The organism is Rhizobium sp. CG4, from assembly GCF_023701965.1.
Lineage (GTDB): Bacteria > Pseudomonadota > Alphaproteobacteria > Rhizobiales > Rhizobiaceae > Agrobacterium.
The window spans coordinates 340,228-358,353 of the sequence record NZ_JABAEG010000002.1 but is presented as its reverse complement, the minus strand read 5'-3'; the positions used below and the strand labels follow the sequence as shown (position 1 = coordinate 358,353).

At 55.5% G+C, this 18,126-nt stretch carries 15 protein-coding genes; 8 read left to right on the top strand and 7 right to left on the bottom strand.

Translation table 11 applies throughout. From position 1 onward, the window contains the following. Window positions 1–133: 133 nt before the first annotated feature. Window positions 134–1,123: a GTP 3',8-cyclase MoaA gene (moaA, locus tag HGO37_RS06850; RefSeq protein WP_250983233.1), complete on the bottom strand. Its 990-nt coding sequence runs from the start codon at window positions 1,121–1,123 to the stop codon at window positions 134–136. Between the two features lie 210 nt (window positions 1,124–1,333). Here moaA and HGO37_RS06845 point away from each other — a divergent pair, with 210 nt between their 5' ends. From HGO37_RS06845 to HGO37_RS06835, 3 genes are all read left to right on the top strand, one after another. After that, entirely contained in the window at window positions 1,334–1,702 is a 369-nt protein-coding gene (locus HGO37_RS06845) for a gamma-butyrobetaine hydroxylase family protein (RefSeq protein ID WP_192487689.1), read from the top strand. A gap of 123 nt (window positions 1,703–1,825) precedes the next feature. Further along, the gene (locus HGO37_RS06840; RefSeq protein WP_250982694.1) at window positions 1,826–3,640 is read left to right on the top strand and encodes a monovalent cation:proton antiporter-2 (CPA2) family protein; all 1,815 of its coding nucleotides are present in this window, start codon (window positions 1,826–1,828) and stop codon (window positions 3,638–3,640) included. Window positions 3,641–3,705: 65 nt separating this feature from the next. After that, window positions 3,706–4,314, top strand: coding sequence for a pyridoxamine 5'-phosphate oxidase family protein (locus tag HGO37_RS06835; protein WP_250982693.1), 609 nt, complete (start codon window positions 3,706–3,708; stop codon window positions 4,312–4,314). Window positions 4,315–4,431: 117 nt separating this feature from the next. On the opposite strand, the gene HGO37_RS06830 is transcribed toward HGO37_RS06835, so the two are convergent. Together HGO37_RS06830 and fumC are read right to left on the bottom strand one after the other, a co-directional pair. Further along, the gene (locus HGO37_RS06830; protein WP_250982692.1) at window positions 4,432–5,499 is read right to left on the bottom strand and encodes a GGDEF domain-containing protein; all 1,068 of its coding nucleotides are present in this window, start codon (window positions 5,497–5,499) and stop codon (window positions 4,432–4,434) included. Window positions 5,500–5,838: 339 nt separating this feature from the next. Beyond that, entirely contained in the window at window positions 5,839–7,230 is a 1,392-nt protein-coding gene (fumC, locus tag HGO37_RS06825; RefSeq protein WP_250982691.1) for a class II fumarate hydratase, read from the bottom strand. 481 nt (window positions 7,231–7,711) lie between these two features. On the opposite strand from fumC, the gene HGO37_RS06820 reads away from it, so the two are divergent. Further along, on the top strand, window positions 7,712–9,580 hold the full coding sequence (locus HGO37_RS06820) for a L,D-transpeptidase family protein (protein ID WP_250983232.1): 1,869 nt from the start codon (window positions 7,712–7,714) through the stop codon (window positions 9,578–9,580). 76 nt (window positions 9,581–9,656) lie between these two features. Here the strand turns inward: HGO37_RS06820 and HGO37_RS06815 are convergent, their stop codons facing one another. After that, the gene (locus tag HGO37_RS06815; protein WP_250982690.1) at window positions 9,657–10,346 is read right to left on the bottom strand and encodes an HAD family hydrolase; all 690 of its coding nucleotides are present in this window, start codon (window positions 10,344–10,346) and stop codon (window positions 9,657–9,659) included. A 184-nt stretch (window positions 10,347–10,530) separates the two neighbouring features. Between HGO37_RS06815 and rpiA the strand changes: the two genes are divergently transcribed. From rpiA to HGO37_RS06795, 4 genes are all read left to right on the top strand, one after another. Next, entirely contained in the window at window positions 10,531–11,229 is a 699-nt protein-coding gene (gene rpiA, locus HGO37_RS06810; RefSeq protein ID WP_250982689.1) for a ribose-5-phosphate isomerase RpiA, read from the top strand. Window positions 11,230–11,245: 16 nt separating this feature from the next. Beyond that, the gene (locus HGO37_RS06805) at window positions 11,246–11,806 is read left to right on the top strand and encodes a DUF2059 domain-containing protein (RefSeq protein ID WP_250982688.1); all 561 of its coding nucleotides are present in this window, start codon (window positions 11,246–11,248) and stop codon (window positions 11,804–11,806) included. A 136-nt stretch (window positions 11,807–11,942) separates the two neighbouring features. Continuing rightward, window positions 11,943–13,331: a glutathione-disulfide reductase gene (gene gor / locus HGO37_RS06800; protein ID WP_250982687.1), complete on the top strand. Its 1,389-nt coding sequence runs from the start codon at window positions 11,943–11,945 to the stop codon at window positions 13,329–13,331. A gap of 166 nt (window positions 13,332–13,497) precedes the next feature. After that, window positions 13,498–14,874 carry a class II 3-deoxy-7-phosphoheptulonate synthase gene (locus HGO37_RS06795; RefSeq protein ID WP_192487698.1) on the top strand — a complete coding sequence of 459 codons (1,377 nt, stop codon included), beginning with the start codon at window positions 13,498–13,500 and terminating at the stop codon, window positions 14,872–14,874. 91 nt (window positions 14,875–14,965) lie between these two features. Here the strand turns inward: HGO37_RS06795 and HGO37_RS06790 are convergent, their stop codons facing one another. The 3 genes from HGO37_RS06790 to radC all read right to left on the bottom strand — a co-directional run bounded on the left by HGO37_RS06790 (window position 14,966) and on the right by radC (window position 18,124). Then, entirely contained in the window at window positions 14,966–16,699 is a 1,734-nt protein-coding gene (locus tag HGO37_RS06790; RefSeq protein WP_250982686.1) for a TadG family pilus assembly protein, read from the bottom strand. After that, complete coding sequence (locus HGO37_RS06785; RefSeq protein WP_192487700.1) at window positions 16,700–17,122, bottom strand: TadE/TadG family type IV pilus assembly protein; 423 nt, start codon at window positions 17,120–17,122, stop codon at window positions 16,700–16,702. 159 nt (window positions 17,123–17,281) lie between these two features. Further along, on the bottom strand, window positions 17,282–18,124 hold the full coding sequence (radC, locus tag HGO37_RS06780) for a RadC family protein (RefSeq protein WP_250982685.1): 843 nt from the start codon (window positions 18,122–18,124) through the stop codon (window positions 17,282–17,284). Between the last annotated feature and the right edge of the window lie 2 nt (window positions 18,125–18,126).

Sequence of the window (18,126 nt, the reverse complement as noted above, 5' to 3'; positions counted from 1 at the left end):
CTCCCGCCCGAATCCCCTCGGACACGGGCCAGTAGTAGCCAATCGATCATGGCTGTGCGAGGTCAGCGAGGCGGGAAAACGTCTGGTTGTGGTGACGAATTAAATAAGCAATATACAATGCGCGAGCAACGGCTCAGCCGCCGGTAACACTCATGTGGCGGGCGACAGCTGGGCGCTTGTGTGTGCGGTCAATGATGAAGTCATGCCCCTTCGGTTTGCGCAGGATTGCCTCGTCAATGGCATTGGACAGCAGGCCATCATCCTCGCTGGCGCGAAGTGCGGTGCGCAGGTCTGCGGCATCGTTCTGGCCAAGGCACATGTAAAGCGTGCCGGTGCAGGTCAGGCGCACGCGGTTGCAGCTTTCACAGAAATTATGGGTAAGCGGCGTGATGAACCCCAGACGGCCGCCGGTCTCTGTAACTTTGAAATACCGGGCAGGACCGCCGGTCTTGTAGGGAATGTCTGACAGCGTGAACTGTTCTTCCAGCTGCGTGCGCAGTTGCGACAGCGGCAGATAACGGTCGGTGCGATCTTCCTCGATCTCACCCATCGGCATGGTTTCAATGACGGTGAGGTCCATGCCGCGGCCATGCGCAAAACGCATCATCTCGGGAATTTCAAACTCGTTGAAATCCTTCAATGCAACCGCATTGAGCTTGATCTGCAGACCAGCCTTCTGGGCTGCATCAATGCCTTCCATGACCTTGGAGAAATCACCCCAGCGCGTAATCTGTTTGAACTTGACCGGGTCCAGCGTATCAAGCGACACATTGATGCGGCGCACGCCACAGTCGTAAAGTTCTTCGGCATTGCGTGCCAACTGCGACCCATTGGTGGTCAGCGTCAGCTCGTCAAGCGTGCCGGCATAGACATGGCGGCCGAGATTGCGCACCAGTTCCATGATGTTCTTTCGCACCAGCGGTTCGCCGCCGGTCAGGCGCAGCTTACGCACACCCTTTTGAATGAAGGCGGAACAGAGCCGGTTCAGCTCCTCCAGCGTTAATAGGTCTTTCTTGGGCAGGAAGGTCATGTGTTCCGACATGCAATAAGTGCAGCGGAAATCGCAGCGATCTGTCACCGACACACGCAAATAGGTGACCGCACGCCCAAAGGGATCGATCATGGGTTCTGAATTTGGTGTCAGGGCTTCGGTTTTTCCGACCGGTCCCAAAAAGCTGTTCAACGTGCCAACTCCTGCTTCGAACACATGTTCAATGTGATACTGTTTCAGGCCAAGCCAAGGTGTTCGTTGCGCGTGTTTTATCTAGAGACTTGCTTATAACGAAACAAGACCATAACTGTGAAAGACTACAAGACATTAGGGAAATGAACAATGAGTGATCCTTGGCCCACCGAATTGAAGGTCTCACAGGATCGCCATCTGCTGTCTGTTACCTTCGATGACGGTGCGCAGTATAAAATCCCGGCGGAAGTGATGCGGGTTCTGTCGCCTTCGGCAGAAGTGCAGGGGCATGGCCCCGGGCAGAAGGTAACTGTGCCTGGCAAACGCAATGTTGCCATCCGCAACATGGTCGCCGCTGGAAACTATGCTGTTCGCGTCGTTTTTGACGATGGCCATGACAGCGGTATCTTTACGTGGAAATATCTGCTGGAACTCGGTCGTGATGGCGACAAGCTGTTTGCGGCTTACGAGGCTGAGTTGGCAGAAAAAGGGCTGAGCCGCGAGCCGCGCCGCCGTTAAGGCTGCAGGTGGCAGACGGCAGATACTGATTATTCCTTTCATACGAGGGCGCTTGAACCGACCGGTTCTGATCAGAAGCGCTCCAGACGTCATTTATACATATACGCACAGGTGAGGTGAACTTTGGCGGTTGAAGCAAACGGCAATGACTTATTGCAGGTGGTGGTGCTGTTGAGCGCAGGCGTCGTTGCCGCCCCGTTGTTCAAAAAAATCGGTTTGGGCTCCGTGCTTGGTTATCTGGCCGCCGGTCTTGTCGTTGGTCCCTTTGGGTTTGGGTTCTTTTCGGATTCGCAGGCCATCCTGCATATCGCCGAACTTGGCGTCGTGATGTTCCTGTTCGTCATCGGGCTTGAAATGCAGCCGTCGCGGCTGTGGTCGATGCGCAAGGACATTTTTGGTCTCGGGGCATTTCAGGTGCTGGCCTGCATGGCCGGCCTGACGGTTATTGGCGTCAGCCTTGTTTATCCCGCCATTCCGTCTTTCGTGGCCGGTACCGGCTTCGTGCTGACCTCGACTGCCATCGTCATGCAGATGCTGCAGGAACGCGGCAGCATGTCGACGCTGAAAGGCCAGCGCATCATCTCCATCCTGCTGTTCGAAGATCTGGCGATTGTGCCACTTTTGGCGCTGGTGGTGTTTCTCGGCAGCGGCGGCGAAGAGGTCACCGCATCGCAGAGATGGCTGTCCATTGGCATTGGCCTTGCAGCCATCGCAGCGTTGATTGTTGCCGGTCGTTATCTGCTTAACCCGTTTTTCCGACTGCTCGCCGCATCTGGTGCACGCGAAGTCATGACCGCTGCAGCCCTTCTGGTGGTGCTGGGATCTGCTTTGTTGATGCAGATGAGCGGGCTTTCCATGGCCATGGGTGCATTTCTGGCCGGTGTGCTGCTGTCGGAATCGTCATTCCGCCACCAGCTGGAGGCCGATATTGAACCCTTCCGTGGTATCCTGCTTGGCCTGTTCTTCCTGGCTGTCGGCATGGCAATTGACCTGACCGTCATTGCCCAGAATTGGAAGATCGTCGTTGCCAGCGTGATCGGCTACATGGTGCTGAAGTCCGTCATCATCTACGGCGTGGCGCGTATTCTCGGCACCTGCAAGCGTGAAAGCCTCGAGCGTGCGGTGCTGATGGCGCAGGGCGGCGAATTTGCTTTTGTGCTCTACGCCGCCGCCATTGCTGCCGGCATCTTCAACCGCGAAGAAAATGCGCTGTTGACCGCAACCATCATCATTTCGATGGTCCTGACACCGCTGATGGTGATCTTGCATGATCGTCTGGTGCCAGCTGCCGTGCCAGATACCCATGATCTGGACCTGCCGGAAAATGTCGAAGGCACGGTGCTGTTGATAGGCTTTGGCCGTTTTGGCCAGATTGTCAGCCAGCCCTTGCTGGCGCGCGGTTACACGCTGTCGCTGATTGACCGTGATCCGGAATTTATCCGTGAAGCCGCCGAGTTCGGTTTCAAAGTCTATTACGGTGACGGTTCACGCTCTGAAATCCTGCATGCTGGCGGTGCTGCTACCGCCAAGGCTGTACTGATCTGCGTGGACGACAAGGAAGCGGCCATCCGCATTGCCGAGATCGTCAAACACGAGTTCCCGCTGGTGCCGGTGCTGGCGCGCGCCTTTGACCGCGCCCACGCCATCGATCTGTTGAATGCCGGTGTTGATTACCAGATCCGCGAGACGCTGGAATCGGCACTCAACTTCAGTGAAGAAGTGCTGAACGTGCTCGGCGAAGACATGGAGGTGGCAGCACGGCTGGTCGAGGAATTCCGCGATGTTGACCAGGAACGCTTCGCGCTTGAAGTTGTCGGCGGCATCTACGCTGGCCGCTCCCTGGTGCGTGGCAATGCCCAGCCGGCTGACCTTGTTGCGGCAAGAACGGCAAAGAAACGTGCGCAGCAGGAAAGCGCCAGTGCAGAGGCGAGGAGATGACGGTTTACCGTCATTCTCCTGTCATGTGACGGTGCTTTCACACATGCATGAAAAGGTGAGGACAGATGAGTATCATACAGTCGGTTGAAGAATTGCAGGCCATTTACAATGGCGTTTCAGAAGCGTCGGTCGCCAAGGTCACGGAACGATTGACCGCCGAATATCGGCTGATGATCGAAACCTCACCTTTTGTCGCCTTGGCAACCGTTGGCCCTGAGGGCATGGACTGTTCGCCGCGTGGCGACCGTGGCGGTGTCGTGCGCGTTGCCGATGACAAGACGGTGCTGTTGCCCGACTGGCGCGGTAACAACCGCATCGATTCCCTTCTCAATGTGGTTCGTGACCCGCGCGTCGCGCTGATGTTCCTGATCCCCGGCTCCAACACCACCATGCGCATCAATGGCAAGGGGCAGGTGTCGATTGATCCGGCATTGCTGGAAAGCTTCGTGATGGATGGCAAACATCCACGCACCGTTTTGGTCGTGAGCATTGATGAGGTGTATTTCCAGTGCGCCAGAGCCTTGATGCGATCGGAACTGTGGAACCCGGAGCACTTTGTTGATCCGGCGACACTGCCGACACCCGGCACCTTGCTGAAGGCCGCCAAGGCAGACTTTGATAAGGACACCTATGACAGCACATGGGCTGCTCGTGCCGCCGTCACCATGTGGTGATGCGCCGTTTGCGGCGGACAGGACAACAGCCTGATCAATAAGACGACGACCAATAAAAAGAGCCTGTCATGCTTGGGACATGACAGGTTCTTTTTATTCTGGATGTTGGCCTGGTTACTACTTGTAGATCAACCAGTTCTTGCCAACGTAATTCTTCTGCATGCCTTCTTCAAAGAAAACGCTGCGGTTACGCCCGGTTTCCTTGGCATGGTAAAGTGCGGTGTCAGACTGTGCGTAGAGCTCGCCAGGACCAGAGGCTTGCGAGCCCATGGCGTAGCCGATCGAGATATTCACAGGGCCGTAATCCGTGCCCGAGCGCGAGTTGCGGAACGGTGTATTTTCCAGCGACAAGCGAATGCGTTCGCAGATCGTCATCACCTCATCGACATTGTTGCCTTCAAGGATGATTGCGAATTCTTCACCGCCGGTGCGGGCCACAAACACGTCCTTGCGAACATTGGAGCGGATAAGATTGCCGACGGTCGCGAGAATCTTGTCGCCAACCGGATGGCCATAGGTATCGTTGATCCGCTTGAAGTGATCGATGTCGAGCAACACGAGCGATGTCAGATGAAGGCCAATGGAACTGTCGAACAGGGAAGACAGCTTTTCATCAAAAGCGCGGCGGTTGGAAAGGCGGGTCAGCGAATCCGTATTGGCGATACGCTTGTATTCGTCCAGTTCCTGACGAACCTGGTTCATCTCTTCGGAATGGCGGCTGACGCTCTGTGCAGTCTTTTCACCATGGGCCGCGGTATTGCCGGTTGCATCCTGCAATACTTTGATCACGCTGCCGACAATATTGTTGCTGGTGATATTCTTGTTGGAAATCCGCGCAACTGTCTCAACCAGCAGCTTGCTGTAGTTTTCCATTGAATTCTGTTCATGCTGCAAAAGCGACAGCAGGGATTCCAGCTCAGAGCGAACCTTGTCATGTGCAGTTTCAATGATACGGCCGTGATTATGGTCAAAATACTGGTCGCCCAGCGCGTCGAGTTCCTCCTGCGTCGCCTTGCTGCCAAGGGCAGCCAGCTCGCGGGTGAGGGCAGGATTAGAGCCAATATAGGCTTCATAAAATAGACTGTAATTGCGGGGTATAGGTGCCACGCCCATGCTGCGCATGGCATAGGTAATCTGACCGGCAATATCAGGAACCTGCGCCTTGGGCGTGGTTACTGTGCTCATCAAAGTCTCCAAATAATTCTAGGCTTAAATCATGCTAAATATTAGCACCCAATTTCTTTTGGAATATTTAATTTTGGTGATGTGTTCTATTATTTCGAAAATGATGATGTAAGTATAGTCGCAATTTAAGTTGCTGTTTTTATATTGCTTTTGAGGTCATCAACCGAAGATTGTTTTTGCTTTAGCGTTTTGCTTGTGTAATTTTTTGCCATTGATTTTTCTTGGGTTAGTTTTGGGTATCAATGGTTTTTGCAATAACTCTAATACGTTGGCGAAAATTGCCAAATAAAAAACGGCCCCGTTTCCGGAGCCGTTCGATGTATATCTTTTTCGATCGACTTACTTCGGGCCGATCATCTCTTCTGGACGAACATACTGATCAAACTCTTCGTTGGTCAGGTAACCGCCGCCGACAGCCTCTTCACGCAGCGTTGTGCCGTTCTTGTGTGCGGTCTTGGCAATCTTGGCACAGGCGTCGTAACCCAGCTTGCTGTTGAGAGCAGTGACCAGCATCAGGGAGTTTTCAACGCCCTTGCGGATGTTGTCTTCGCGCGCTTCGATGCCAACAACGCAGTTGTCGGTGAAGGACACGGCAGCGTCGCCCAGAAGCTGGACGGACTGCAGGAAGTTGTAAGCCATCATCGGGTTGTAGACGTTCAGTTCGAAGTGGCCCTGGCTGCCTGCGAACGTAATGGCGGCCTGGTTGCCGAAGATATGCGCGCAAACCTGCGTCAATGCTTCAGACTGTGTCGGGTTGACCTTGCCTGGCATGATCGACGAGCCAGGCTCGTTTTCTGGCAGCGACAACTCGCCAAGGCCGGCGCGTGGGCCAGAGCCGAGGAAACGGATGTCGTTGGCAATCTTGAACAGGGCAGCAGCGGCAGCATTGATGGCGCCGTGCGAGAAGACCATGGAGTCGTGCGCTGCAAGCGCTTCGAACTTGTTAGGGGCGGTGACGAAGTCGAGACCGGTGATGGAAGCGATTTCTTCGGCAACCTTTTCAGCAAAGCCGACTGGTGCGTTAAGGCCGGTACCGACGGCGGTGCCGCCCTGTGCCAGTTCGCAAAGGCCGGGCAGGGTCAGTTCAATGCGCTTGATGGCAGAAGCAACCTGTGCGGCGTAACCGGAAAATTCCTGGCCAAGCGTCAGCGGGGTGGCGTCCTGCGTGTGCGTGCGGCCGATCTTGATGATGTGGGCGAAATCCTTCGCCTTCTTGTCCAGCGCTGCATGCAGGTGCTTGAGGCTTGGCAGAAGGTGGTGAACGATCTCTTCGGCGCAGGCAATGTGCATGGCCGTCGGGTAGGTGTCGTTGGACGACTGGCTCATATTGACGTGATCGTTCGGGTGAACAGGCTTCTTTGAGCCCATCTCGCCGCCCAGCATTTCGATGGCGCGGTTGGAGATCACTTCATTGGCATTCATGTTGGACTGGGTGCCGGAACCGGTCTGCCAGACAACCAGCGGGAAGTGGTCGTTCAGCTTGCCGTCGATAACTTCCTGCGCTGCCTTGACGATGGTGTCGCCAACGGAGCTGTCCAGGCGGCCAAGTGCCATGTTGGCGCGGGCTGCTGCCTGCTTGACGATGCCCAGTGCACGAACAACCGAAAGTGGCTGCTTTTCCCAGCCAATCTTGAAGTTTCCAAGCGAACGCTGTGCCTGTGCGCCCCAATATCTGTCGCTTGCGACGTCGATCGGGCCAAATGTATCGGTTTCCGTGCGGGTGGCTGTCATCGGTCCTGCCTCTTAATGCTCAAATCCTCCGGCAAAACGGCACTTTTGCACGCCTTGCGCGCGCAGACATATAGAGCCATCCGCCCAGCATGGAAAGCCCATATGACCCTATCTTGAGTGTAACAATGGGGTTTGTCGAAAATCGAATATTCCGCGCCGTGGCATATCCGTCACATGGCGAATTTGCGTAAAAATCGCAGCAGTGCTGAGTTCATGATGTTTGTTATTTTATGTATAAGTCATCAAAAATAAAGGAAAATTTAACCATTTAATCCAACCCTGCATGGAGTGCTGACGATGGTGCTTCCGTAACGGAAAGTTGAGGTGCTCGATGCCCCGCACTGTCGTCCGTTTTCTTTTCAAAAAACCGGTAATCGGTTAGACAGTCATTAAATAAATACAGGCGGAATCAGCTGCATTCCCGCCTTATGGTGTGAGGACGAAATTGCATACAGGATCTGGAAAAACATCGGCTGCGTTCATGCTGGCAGCCGGGCTTGCGTTCTCGGTAGCCATGCCTTCATCTGCTGGTGCTGTCACGCTGCTTGATCTCTTGCGCGGTGGTCCGGGCAAGCAGGGCGCACGTGAGCAGCAGGCGCTGCCCGGTGTTGTCACAGGCAACGGAAGCAGTGCTCGTGTCACAAATGATGCCGATCCTGAGCCGCTGCCGCGTATCGCTGGTCCGCGTTATTACACCTATAAGGCTGACGCGACCCAAACGGTGAAAACCACCGGTTTTGGCCAGGCCGACAATGAGGCGCGTTTCCTTGACAATGCCAAGGTCACCGCACCGGTTGATGTCGCCAAGGCGCTGGAAGCCTATTACGGTGCTGGCGGCAAAACGCTGTGGGTCACCAATGGCGAAGTCAATGAAAAGGCCAATGCCGTTCTCGAGTTCTTCGCAGGCGTTTCGGCAAGCGGTCTTGATCCGGCCGACTACATCATTTCCGTTCCTGCCAGCGACGTCACCGCCAGCATCAGCGAAACACCGGCAACAGCACCGGAAGAGCCGGTGCAGCAGCAGGTGAGCAGCACAAACGACGCTTACCAGCGCGCCTTGATGCAGTTTGAACTGTCGCTATCTGCAAAAGTCCTGACCTACGTGCAGGACAATATGCGTGGCCGCGTCGATCCGAACAAACTGTCCGGCTACCATGATTTCAAACGCAAAACCGTCAATCTGGCGCCGGTCCTGAAGCTGTCGCGTCTCAGCACCGACATCACGGCCTATCTGCGCAGCCGCGAACCATCAAACCCGGAATACCTGTCGCTGAAGGCGGAACTGGCTGCACTGCGCGAGCAAGACGGCAACGAGCATGAGCGTATCGTTCTCTCCGACAACCTGCTGCTCAAGCCCGGCAACACCAATGCCGAGCTCGCCAGTGTCGTGAAGGCAATCCAGCACCGTTCGTCGGAAACCCTGAAACAGCAGCATTCCGAAACCTTCACCACCTACCAGCAGACCCCGGAATACACGCCGGAACTGGTGGAACTGGTCAAGGCCTTCCAGGGCGAACATGGCCTGAAGGCTGACGGCGTTATCGGCCGTGCAACGGTTCGCGCCATGATTGGCGACAGCAACGAAGCCAAGATCAACAAGGTCGTGGTGGCAATGGAGCAGGTGCGTTGGCTGCCAGCAGACCTCGGCCAGCGTTACGTCTTCATCAACCAGCCTGCCTTCATGGCCTATTACCACAATGAAGGTAAGGAAGAGTTCGGCATGAATGTGGTTGTTGGCTCCAAGGCCAACCAGACCTATTTCTTCCAGGACCAGATCCAGACGGTAGAATTCAACCCTTATTGGGGCGTTCCGCAGTCGATCATCGTCAACGAAATGCTGCCGAAGCTGCGCAATGACCCATCCTACCTGGACCGTCTCGGTTATCAGGTTGAGGTGGGCGGCAAGCCGGTTTCGTCTTCCAGCGTCAACTGGTACGGCTCTACCAATGCCATTGCGGTTCGCCAGCCACCGAGCAGTGACAATGCTTTGGGTGACCTGAAAATCCTGTTCCCGAATGCGCACGCCATCTACATGCATGACACGCCGGCCAAGAGCTTTTTCTCCCGCGACATGCGTGCGCTGAGCCACGGCTGTATTCGTCTGGTTGATCCGCGTCGCATGGCTGCGGCCGTGATGGGTGTTGGCATCAGCGAGATCGACCAGCAGATCGCATCCGGCAAGAATCGTGCGGTTCAGGTGCCGGTTAAAATTCCTGTTTACGTCTCCTACTTCACCGCATGGCCGAACAAGGATGGCAAGGTCGAGTTCTTCGATGACGTCTATGACCGTGACAGCTATGTCATGAAGGCTTTCGGCGTAACCAGCAAGGCACGCGGATCGTCAGTCTGAGACGACATCACCCAAAAACAAAAGCGCCCGAAAGGGCGCTTTTTTTATGCCATAAATTCAAAGGGCTGGCTCGAGATCAGGCCGCCTTTGCGCGGTCGGAAATCAACTGTAGCAACAGTTCAGGTGTCAGTTCGTCAAACGAGCTGATCACGTAGGATGGGTCCAGCTGTTCAACCGGTATGTCGGTGTAACCGAAGGTCACGCCGATGGAAGGAACGCCAGCGTTTTTGGCGGCCATGATATCGTTGACGCTGTCACCGATCATGACGCAATTGTCCAGACGACCCTTGGCAAGTTCCACGGTGCCGATGATATGGGCGGCATCGGGCTTGCGCACCGCAAAGGTGTCACCGCAGGTGATGGTCGGGAAATACTGGGTCAGATTCAACTGTTCCAGCAGTGGCAGTGTCAGCACGGCCGTTTTGTTGGTGCAGACGGCGAGCTCGAAACCGGCGTCCTTCAGACGCAGCAGCGCCTCGATAATGCCGGGGTAGGGTTTGCTGTCACCGGGAATGTTCTGCTTGTAATAATCGATGAAGCGCAAAAACAGCTCTTCCAGCCGTTCGTCGGACAGCGGCTGTTCGCGCAGCGCATAGGCGCGCTTGATCATGGTTTTAGCGCCCTGGCCAACAAGATGCATGAGATCTTCGTAGGTCACAGGGGCAAGATTGTCTTCGGCGATTGTGCTGTTGAGGCTGGTGACGAGATCGGGTGCAGTATCGATCAGGGTTCCGTCGAGGTCGAAAATGGCAAGTGGCGCAGTCAAAGGCGTTCTCTATGGCTGGGATTGAATGTCATGGGGCTCACAATTCTGTGCGGCAGCCTAAGCAATGCCATGGGCATTTGCAATAAACTGCTGTCATCCGTGGTCTGTTCGCGCATAAGGGCTTTCGTTTGGCAAGCGAGGCGTGTAAACAGCACGCGAAGAAAACGACTGGAGATTTTGGCATATGGATGCCCGCCAGATGAAGATTAAAGCCGCCGAGGCTGCCTTGTCCTATGTTGAGGATGGTATGCGGCTCGGTATTGGCACTGGTTCGACAGCCGAAGAATTTGTCCGTTTGCTGGCCGAAAAAGTCGCAGGCGGTTTGAAAGTGCAGGGGGTCCCAACCTCCGAGCGGACCGCGCGTCTGTGTGTAGAACTTGGCATTCCCTTGAAATCGCTTGAAGAATTGCCGCAGCTTGATCTGACCATTGATGGTGCGGATGAGGTGGATGGCAACCTTAGCCTGATCAAGGGCGGCGGCGGCGCATTGCTGCGTGAAAAGATCGTTGCAGCGGCATCGTCGCGCATGATCGTCATTGCTGACGAAAGCAAGGTTGTCGAAACGCTTGGCGCATTTCCGCTGCCAATCGAGATCAATGCCTTTGGACTTGCCTCTACACGCATTGCGATTGAGGCACTGGCATCGCGCCTCGGTCTGACGGGCGAGCTGAAATTGCGTGGAACAGAGGATGGTCCGTTCACCACTGACGGCGGCCACCTTATTTTTGACGCATCATTTGGGCGTATTCCTGATTCAGAAACGCTGGCGAACCAACTCAATGCGATTCCCGGTGTTGTGGAACACGGACTTTTCATCAATATGGCGTCGCTTGCCATTATTGCCGGCCCTGACGGGGCACGTGCAATGCAAGCAAGAATATAACAGGAGCAAATATTTCATGATCAGAATAGCGGGACTGGGCCGCGCTGCCGCTGCTTCGATCCTTTTTTCAGGTCTCGTTTTCGGCTCTGCCGTACGGGCGCAGGAAATTTCGGAAGAGCACATCGCTGCGGCTAAGCAAGCCATTGCCACGCTTGGCGTTACCGAGCGTTTCGATGCCATTCTGCCGGGCCTTGCCGAGCGTTTGAAGGCTCAGCTCATCCAGGCTTCGCCAAATGTTCAGGACGCGATCAGCCAGACGGTTGATGAAACTGCGCTAACGCTGGCGCCACGTCGTGCCGACCTCGAGCGTGAAGCTGCTGCGACCTACGCAAAGACCTTCTCGATTGACGAGTTGAAGGCGATCAGCGCGTTCTACAACAGCGAAGCTGGCAAGAAGCTCCTGAAAGACGGACCGATTGCGACACGTGAACTGTTGAAGGCTGCTGACATCTGGGCATCCGGCATCAACCGCGACCTCAGCGAAAAGAGCATGGCTGAACTTCAGAAGGTTGCCGGTGCCGATCTCGCACCACTGCCAGCCGAAGGCGCTGCCCCGGCTGAAGCACCGAAGCCTTGATCTTCAGTTTTTCGTGAATTCATTAGCCCGGCCTCATGGCCGGGCTTTTCATTTGGTGTGTTGAATACCTATATCAGCAGCACACAGACGCAAGGATACCGGGGCCGTTTATCGGGTATCTTCACAGGGGTATATTATGACAGCTTATGACTATGACCTTTTCGTTATCGGTGGTGGTTCCGGTGGCGTGCGCAGCGCGCGCGTAGCTTCTTCGCTTGGTAAACGTGTCGCTATTGCCGAAGAATATCGTTACGGCGGAACCTGCGTCATTAGAGGCTGTGTTCCCAAGAAGCTGTTTGTTTATGCCTCGCAATTCCCTGAGCATTTTGAAGATGCCGCCGGTTTCGGCTGGACGGTCGGTGAGCGTAGCTTTGACTGGAAAAAGCTCGTTGCTGCCAAGGATCAGGAAATCACCCGTCTCGAAGGCCTGTATCGCAAGGGTCTGGAAAACGCCAAGGCTGACATTTACGACAGCCGTGCCGAACTGGTGGATGCCCATACCGTCAAGCTGGTGAAGACCGGCCAGACCTTTACGGCTGAACGCATTGTCATTGCCGTGGGTGGTACGCCCAATGAGCACAAGGCGCTCAAAGGCCATGAGCTGACGATTTCCTCCAATGAGGCTTTCGATCTTGAAACGCTGCCACGTTCCATCCTGATTGCCGGTGGCGGTTACATCGCTGTTGAATTTGCCAATATCTTCCACGGTCTTGGCGTGGAAACGACGCTGATCTATCGCGGCAAGGAAATCCTGTCGCGCTTCGATCTCGACATGCGCCGTGGTCTGCATGAGGCAATGGAAGCCAAGGGCATCCGTATCATTTGCTCTGACGTTATCGAGGAAGTCTCCAAGGCACCGGATGGTGGTCTTGTGGCCCGCACCCTCAACAACGGTACGCTGTCGGTCGATACCGTCATGCTGGCACTGGGACGTGACCCCAATACCAAGGGTCTTGGCCTTGAAGCGGCAGGCGTGGCGTTGGACAAGCGCGGTGCGATTGTCGTGGACGAATATTCGCGTACCAACGTGCCAAGCATCTTTGCACTGGGCGACGTCACCGACCGGGTACAGCTGACGCCAGTGGCTATTCATGAAGCGATGTGCTTCATCGAAACCGAGTTCAAGAACAATCCGACCAAGCCGGATCATGATCTCATTGCCACCGCCGTGTTCTCGCAGCCGGAAATCGGTACGGTTGGTCTTTCGGAAGAAGAGGCGGCCTCCCGCTATCAGGAACTGGAAGTCTACCGCGCGCAGTTCCGCCCGATGAAGGCTACATTGTCCGGTCGCGCCGAGAAGACGATCATGAAGCTGATCGTCAATGCTGAAGACCGCAAGGTTGTTGGTGTTCACATTCTTGGCCACGAAGCAGGTGAAATGGCGCAGCTGCTTGGCATCACCCTCAAGGCCGGTTGCACGAAGGATGACTTCGACAACACCATGGCGGTGCATCCGACAGCGGCCGAAGAGCTGGTGACTATGTATTCACCGAGCTACAGGATCCGGAACGGCGAACGCGTCTGAATTCGGTTTTTCTGATATAATCGATTTACGGCCCCATCCGGGGCCGAAATGGTACTGATTGATGCAATGGCGACCTATGCAAGGGCGTCCGACAGGTTTATAAGCCGCCTCTATTTTGGCGAGGACGGCTTCCCGCATTGTGCGGGAAAGGAAACAGGTGAGTAAAATGGCACAGAATTGGAACCCGGCGAGCTGGCGACACAAGCCTATACAGCAGGTGCCTGATTATCCGGATCAGGACGCATTGCATGCAACCGAAGCCAAACTCGCAAAGTATCCGCCACTCGTTTTTGCTGGTGAAGCACGCCGTTTGACGCGCTCGCTGGCCAATGTTGCCAATGGCGACGGCTTCCTGCTTCAGGGCGGTGACTGTGCGGAAAGCTTTGCCGAGCACGGCGCTGATACCATCCGCGACTTCTTCCGCGCCTTCCTGCAGATGGCCGTTGTGCTGACCTATGGCGCGCAGCTGCCTGTCGTAAAGGTCGGCCGTATTGCCGGTCAGTTTGCCAAGCCACGCTCTTCGAATGTCGAAGTGCTGGATGGCGTGACGCTGCCAAGCTACCGCGGTGACATCATCAACGGTATCGAATTCAACGAAGAGTCCCGCGTTCCGGACCCTGAGCGTCAGGTCATGGCATACCGCCAGTCGGCTGCAACGCTCAACCTGCTGCGCGCCTTCGCCATGGGTGGTTATGCCAACCTGGAAAACGTGCATCAGTGGATGCTCGGCTTCATCAAGGATAGCCCGCAGGGCGACCGTTACCGCAAGCTGGCGGATCGTATATCTGAAACCATGGACTTCATGAAGGCCATCGGCATTTCGGCAGAAAACAATCCAAGCCTGCGCGAAACAGATTTCTTCACCAGCCACGAAGCTCTGCTTCTCGGTTACGAAGAAGCGCTGACACGCGTCGATTCCACATCGGGCGACTGGTATGCAACATCCGGCCACATGATCTGGATTGGCGACCGTACGCGCCAGCCGGACCATGCGCATGTTGAATACTGCCGTGGCATCAAGAACCCGATCGGCTTGAAGTGCGGTCCGTCCATGACGGCAGACGGCCTTCTGGAACTGATCGACATTCTGAACCCTGCCAACGAGGCCGGTCGCCTGACGCTGATCTGCCGCTTCGGTTATGACAAGGTTGCCGACCATCTGCCGCGCCTCATCCGCGCCGTAGAGCGGGAAGGGCGCAAGGTTGTATGGTCATGCGATCCGATGCATGGCAACACGATCACGCTCAACAGCTACAAGACGCGTCCATTCGAGCGTGTTCTGTCGGAAGTGGAAAGCTTCTTCCAGATCCACCGCGCAGAAGGCACGCATCCGGGCGGCATCCACGTTGAAATGACCGGCAATGACGTAACGGAATGCACAGGCGGCGCACGTGCCGTAACGGCAGACTCGCTGTCTGACCGTTACCACACCCATTGCGACCCGCGCCTGAACGCAGACCAGGCCCTGGAACTGGCTTTCCTTCTTGCCGAGCGCATGAAGGGTGGCCGCGACGAAAAGCGTCTCGCTGTCGCAAACGCCTGATCTGGACTGTAAGGTCTGACATAAAGAAAGCCGTCGGAGAAATCCGGCGGCTTTTTAGTTGGCTGTAGGAGAGTTCAGCAGAGGAGGAGAATTACTGCACGAGGGCAGGTTGCATGCAGCGCACATCCGTGACGCGTACATCAGCTTCACCGATCTTGATACCGAGTACCAGCAGCGTGTTGTAGAGTACGGTGTCGAGTGGTTTGGTAACCAGTGACAGTGTGTCTGCCAACGCTGATGTGACAAGGGTCGGTGTTCCCAGTGTCAGGAACAGAACTTTGATATCAAGATCGAGATTTTTAAGCAGCGACTGGATCAGCGACGTCGCCGTATCCTTGGTCGAGACATTCTTGACGGTGCCTTGTGTTATGTCCGCCTGCGAGAAGGTGACTTTGGTTTTGGTCATGTTGGAGGCGGTGATCTGCGCCTTGCCAAGGATTTTCAACAATGCTGAATCCACCACCGCAGCCTGCACGACGCGCGGCGTCTTGCCAAAATTGTTGAATGCCGATGTATCGACATCGCCAAGCGCAATATCGGCGGCACCCGGCCCCACGTCGACATCAACCGTGCCCTGACCGCCGCCGGTGCAGCGAATGGCGGCAAGACGTGCTTCGGACTGAGCTAGATCAATATAGATTGGCACGCGCACCCGAAGACCGGCAATAGCGCTCAAGCCATCCACCGCCACTTCGACGGCCAGACGTGTCTGCGCAGTACGAACGATGGTTCCCTGTCCACCCACTCCCAGAGCCGGGGTGCCAACCGGCGCCTCGCCGATGGCCAGCTTGATCTTGGTGGAGGCAAGACCGGGAATGCCGGCGCCGAGGTCGACGGCTATCTGCTGGCCACCATTGGCGGCAATGGCCGAGGCGTTGAGAAGGTCAAACACACTGGCCATGACCTTCAGATTGTCCCCGGCACCAATGAGCTGCTCCTGCACGGGACCTAGATTGAGGAATTGTGCCAGTTTCAGGGTCAGCTGAGTTTTGTTGGTGGCACGTTCCAGCGTCTTCAACACCGTGGCAACTGCCGGTTTGACGCCGGTGGTCTTGCCCAGCACACTCAACAGTTTACCGTAGGTAATGTCGGTGTTCAGCAGGTCCTTATAGGTACCTGCCGTTAGGTTAAGGTCGAGCGCCAGGGCATTGAGAACCTGCAACGCATTGATGTCTGCATCGATCAGCGCGTTGTAATCCATGACATTCAGATTGACGGTCGTGCCAAGCAACCCTCCGAGAATGGCATTGAGCAGACCGTTATTGACACTGGTCAGCCGTGAACCGATCGAAAAGGCTGCCAACTGGTTGCCTGACGCCGTGCCGCTTGCCGAAATGGTCGGAGCACTGGCAAAGGCACCGGCAAAAAAGATCTCGCCTTTTTCGGTAATCGTCACCTTCAGCGCATTGGTCGGTGTCGCATTGGGCACAAAACGCTGGCCAACCGCGATATTGGGATCAGGCTCGTAGCGACCTTTGATCACTTCGGCATAACCATTGGCACTGGTAAATGGCTTTTGCGGATCAAAGGGCACAACGCCATTGGCGGTGATCAGGCCCGCCGGGCTGACGACGCCAAGATTAAGGTTGTTCAGCTTGAAATATTGGGCGACGGATTGCTCCGGATTGTTGATATCTGCGACACCGGATATCGCCGCGAGATCGGCGGCCTGCTGGGCTTGACGTTTCTGGACGGTCAGATAACCATAGTCCACGCCCAGCGCCAGAATGCCGATGAGAATAGGGGAAGTCAGTGCTGCCGTCAGCGCAATATTGCCGGATGTGTCGCCGCCGAAGCGACGGACGAGCTTCTCAAGATACCACATTCAGACTCCTCCGATCCTGATCGTGGAAAATCGCTTGATGCTTTTTTCCGGCAGGGCATAGGTATAAAGGTTCCAGATCGGCAGACCCCGGGCGTCATACTCGATGGTCACAGTGAACTGGTTGGGATTGGACGGATCGCTTGCAACGGCAACGGTAAAGGCGTTCTTGTCGAGGAAAGCGTAGTTCAACGTGCTTTTCTTGACGAAATCCGTTGCCAGTGTTTCCCGTTCTTTTGTATTGAGCCCTGCAACAGCGGTGCGTGCAGCATCCGCCGCCACTTGCTGAACGGCGTAGGCTGCCGTCAGGTAAATGCCGTATGCGATCAAACTTAGCAGGATGAGGATGAACATCGGGGCGATGATTGCAAACTCGACTGCCGATGCGCCTGATTTATCGCGCAGCACACTACGTATTGAATGCATGATGCGTCCTGTTTTTCGTTTTATTATTATATTCGAATATACTGACGCTTATGTGTTAAAGAATCGTTGATGCGCGAGCGGGCAGCAACCTGCGCGGGAAGCGCTGAATAGTTTTGTTTTTACAGTGTCTTGGAAAAGGGCAGCGAACAAACGCTGACGTTAGATAAGGCCCATGCCCTTGAAGCTGACATGACCATCCTTGCCGATGATGATGTGGTCATGCACGGTGATGCCGAGCGGCTTTGCAGCTTCGATGATTGTGCGGGTCATGTCGATGTCGGCGCGGGACGGTGCGGGGTCACCACTGGGGTGATTATGAGCGAGGATCAAGGCGGTTGCCGACAGTTCCAACGCCCGTTTGATGACCTCACGCGTATAGACGGGCGTATGGTCGACCGTGCCTGTACCCTGTACCTCATCAGCAATCAGCACATTGCGCTTGTCGAGAAACAGAATGCGAAACTGCTCGCGCGTCTCATGTGCCATGGCGGCATGGCAATATTCGACCACTGCCGACCAGGAGCTTAAAATCTGCTTGTTGCGGATTTCGCTTTTCAGCGTGCGGTGGCTAATGGTCGAGATCAGCTTGATATCCAGCGCCACGGTCTCGCCAATGCCATTGACCTCCTGCAGCAGTGCGGCAGGTGCGCCAAACACGCCGCTTAATGTGCCAAACCGGGCAAGCAATGCCTTAGCAATCGGTTTGGTGTCCTTGCGCGGGATCAGCCTAAACAGCAGCAGTTCAAGGATTTCATAATCGGCAAGGGAGGTGTCGCCATTGTCCCGGTAGCGGCTGCGCAGCCGGTCGCGGTGGCCGTGATAATGGTGGTCGGCGGAAATGTCGGCTTTGGCTGAGGCCTTCGGTATTTTACCCGTCGCTTCGGGTATGCCGAAGAAAACACGTTCGTCGACTTCCGTCAGGGAAAGGTCCAGAATTTCCTGCCCGGCAGAGGTTGAGGCAAGTGCTTCATGTTCTGCTGTTAGGGCAGGATCTCTGGCCATGG

Bases quoted from the DNA above. Each gene is read 5' to 3' on its own strand.
- radC (WP_250982685.1), bottom strand. From the start codon at position 18,124: ATGGCCAGAGATCCTGCCCTAACAGCAGAACATGAAGCACTTGCCTCA.
- HGO37_RS06805 (WP_250982688.1), top strand. From the start codon at position 11,246: ATGATCAGAATAGCGGGACTGGGCCGCGCTGCCGCTGCTTCGATCCTT.
- HGO37_RS06830 (WP_250982692.1), bottom strand. From the start codon at position 5,499: ATGAGCACAGTAACCACGCCCAAGGCGCAGGTTCCTGATATTGCCGGT.
- HGO37_RS06820 (WP_250983232.1), top strand. From the start codon at position 7,712: ATGCTGGCAGCCGGGCTTGCGTTCTCGGTAGCCATGCCTTCATCTGCT.
- HGO37_RS06845 (WP_192487689.1), top strand. From the start codon at position 1,334: ATGAGTGATCCTTGGCCCACCGAATTGAAGGTCTCACAGGATCGCCAT.
- HGO37_RS06835 (WP_250982693.1), top strand. From the start codon at position 3,706: ATGAGTATCATACAGTCGGTTGAAGAATTGCAGGCCATTTACAATGGC.
- fumC (WP_250982691.1), bottom strand. From the start codon at position 7,230: ATGACAGCCACCCGCACGGAAACCGATACATTTGGCCCGATCGACGTC.
- HGO37_RS06790 (WP_250982686.1), bottom strand. From the start codon at position 16,699: ATGTGGTATCTTGAGAAGCTCGTCCGTCGCTTCGGCGGCGACACATCC.
- gor (WP_250982687.1), top strand. From the start codon at position 11,943: ATGACAGCTTATGACTATGACCTTTTCGTTATCGGTGGTGGTTCCGGT.
- HGO37_RS06785 (WP_192487700.1), bottom strand. From the start codon at position 17,122: ATGCATTCAATACGTAGTGTGCTGCGCGATAAATCAGGCGCATCGGCA.
- rpiA (WP_250982689.1), top strand. From the start codon at position 10,531: ATGGATGCCCGCCAGATGAAGATTAAAGCCGCCGAGGCTGCCTTGTCC.
- moaA (WP_250983233.1), bottom strand. From the start codon at position 1,123: ATGATCGATCCCTTTGGGCGTGCGGTCACCTATTTGCGTGTGTCGGTG.
- HGO37_RS06795 (WP_192487698.1), top strand. From the start codon at position 13,498: ATGGCACAGAATTGGAACCCGGCGAGCTGGCGACACAAGCCTATACAG.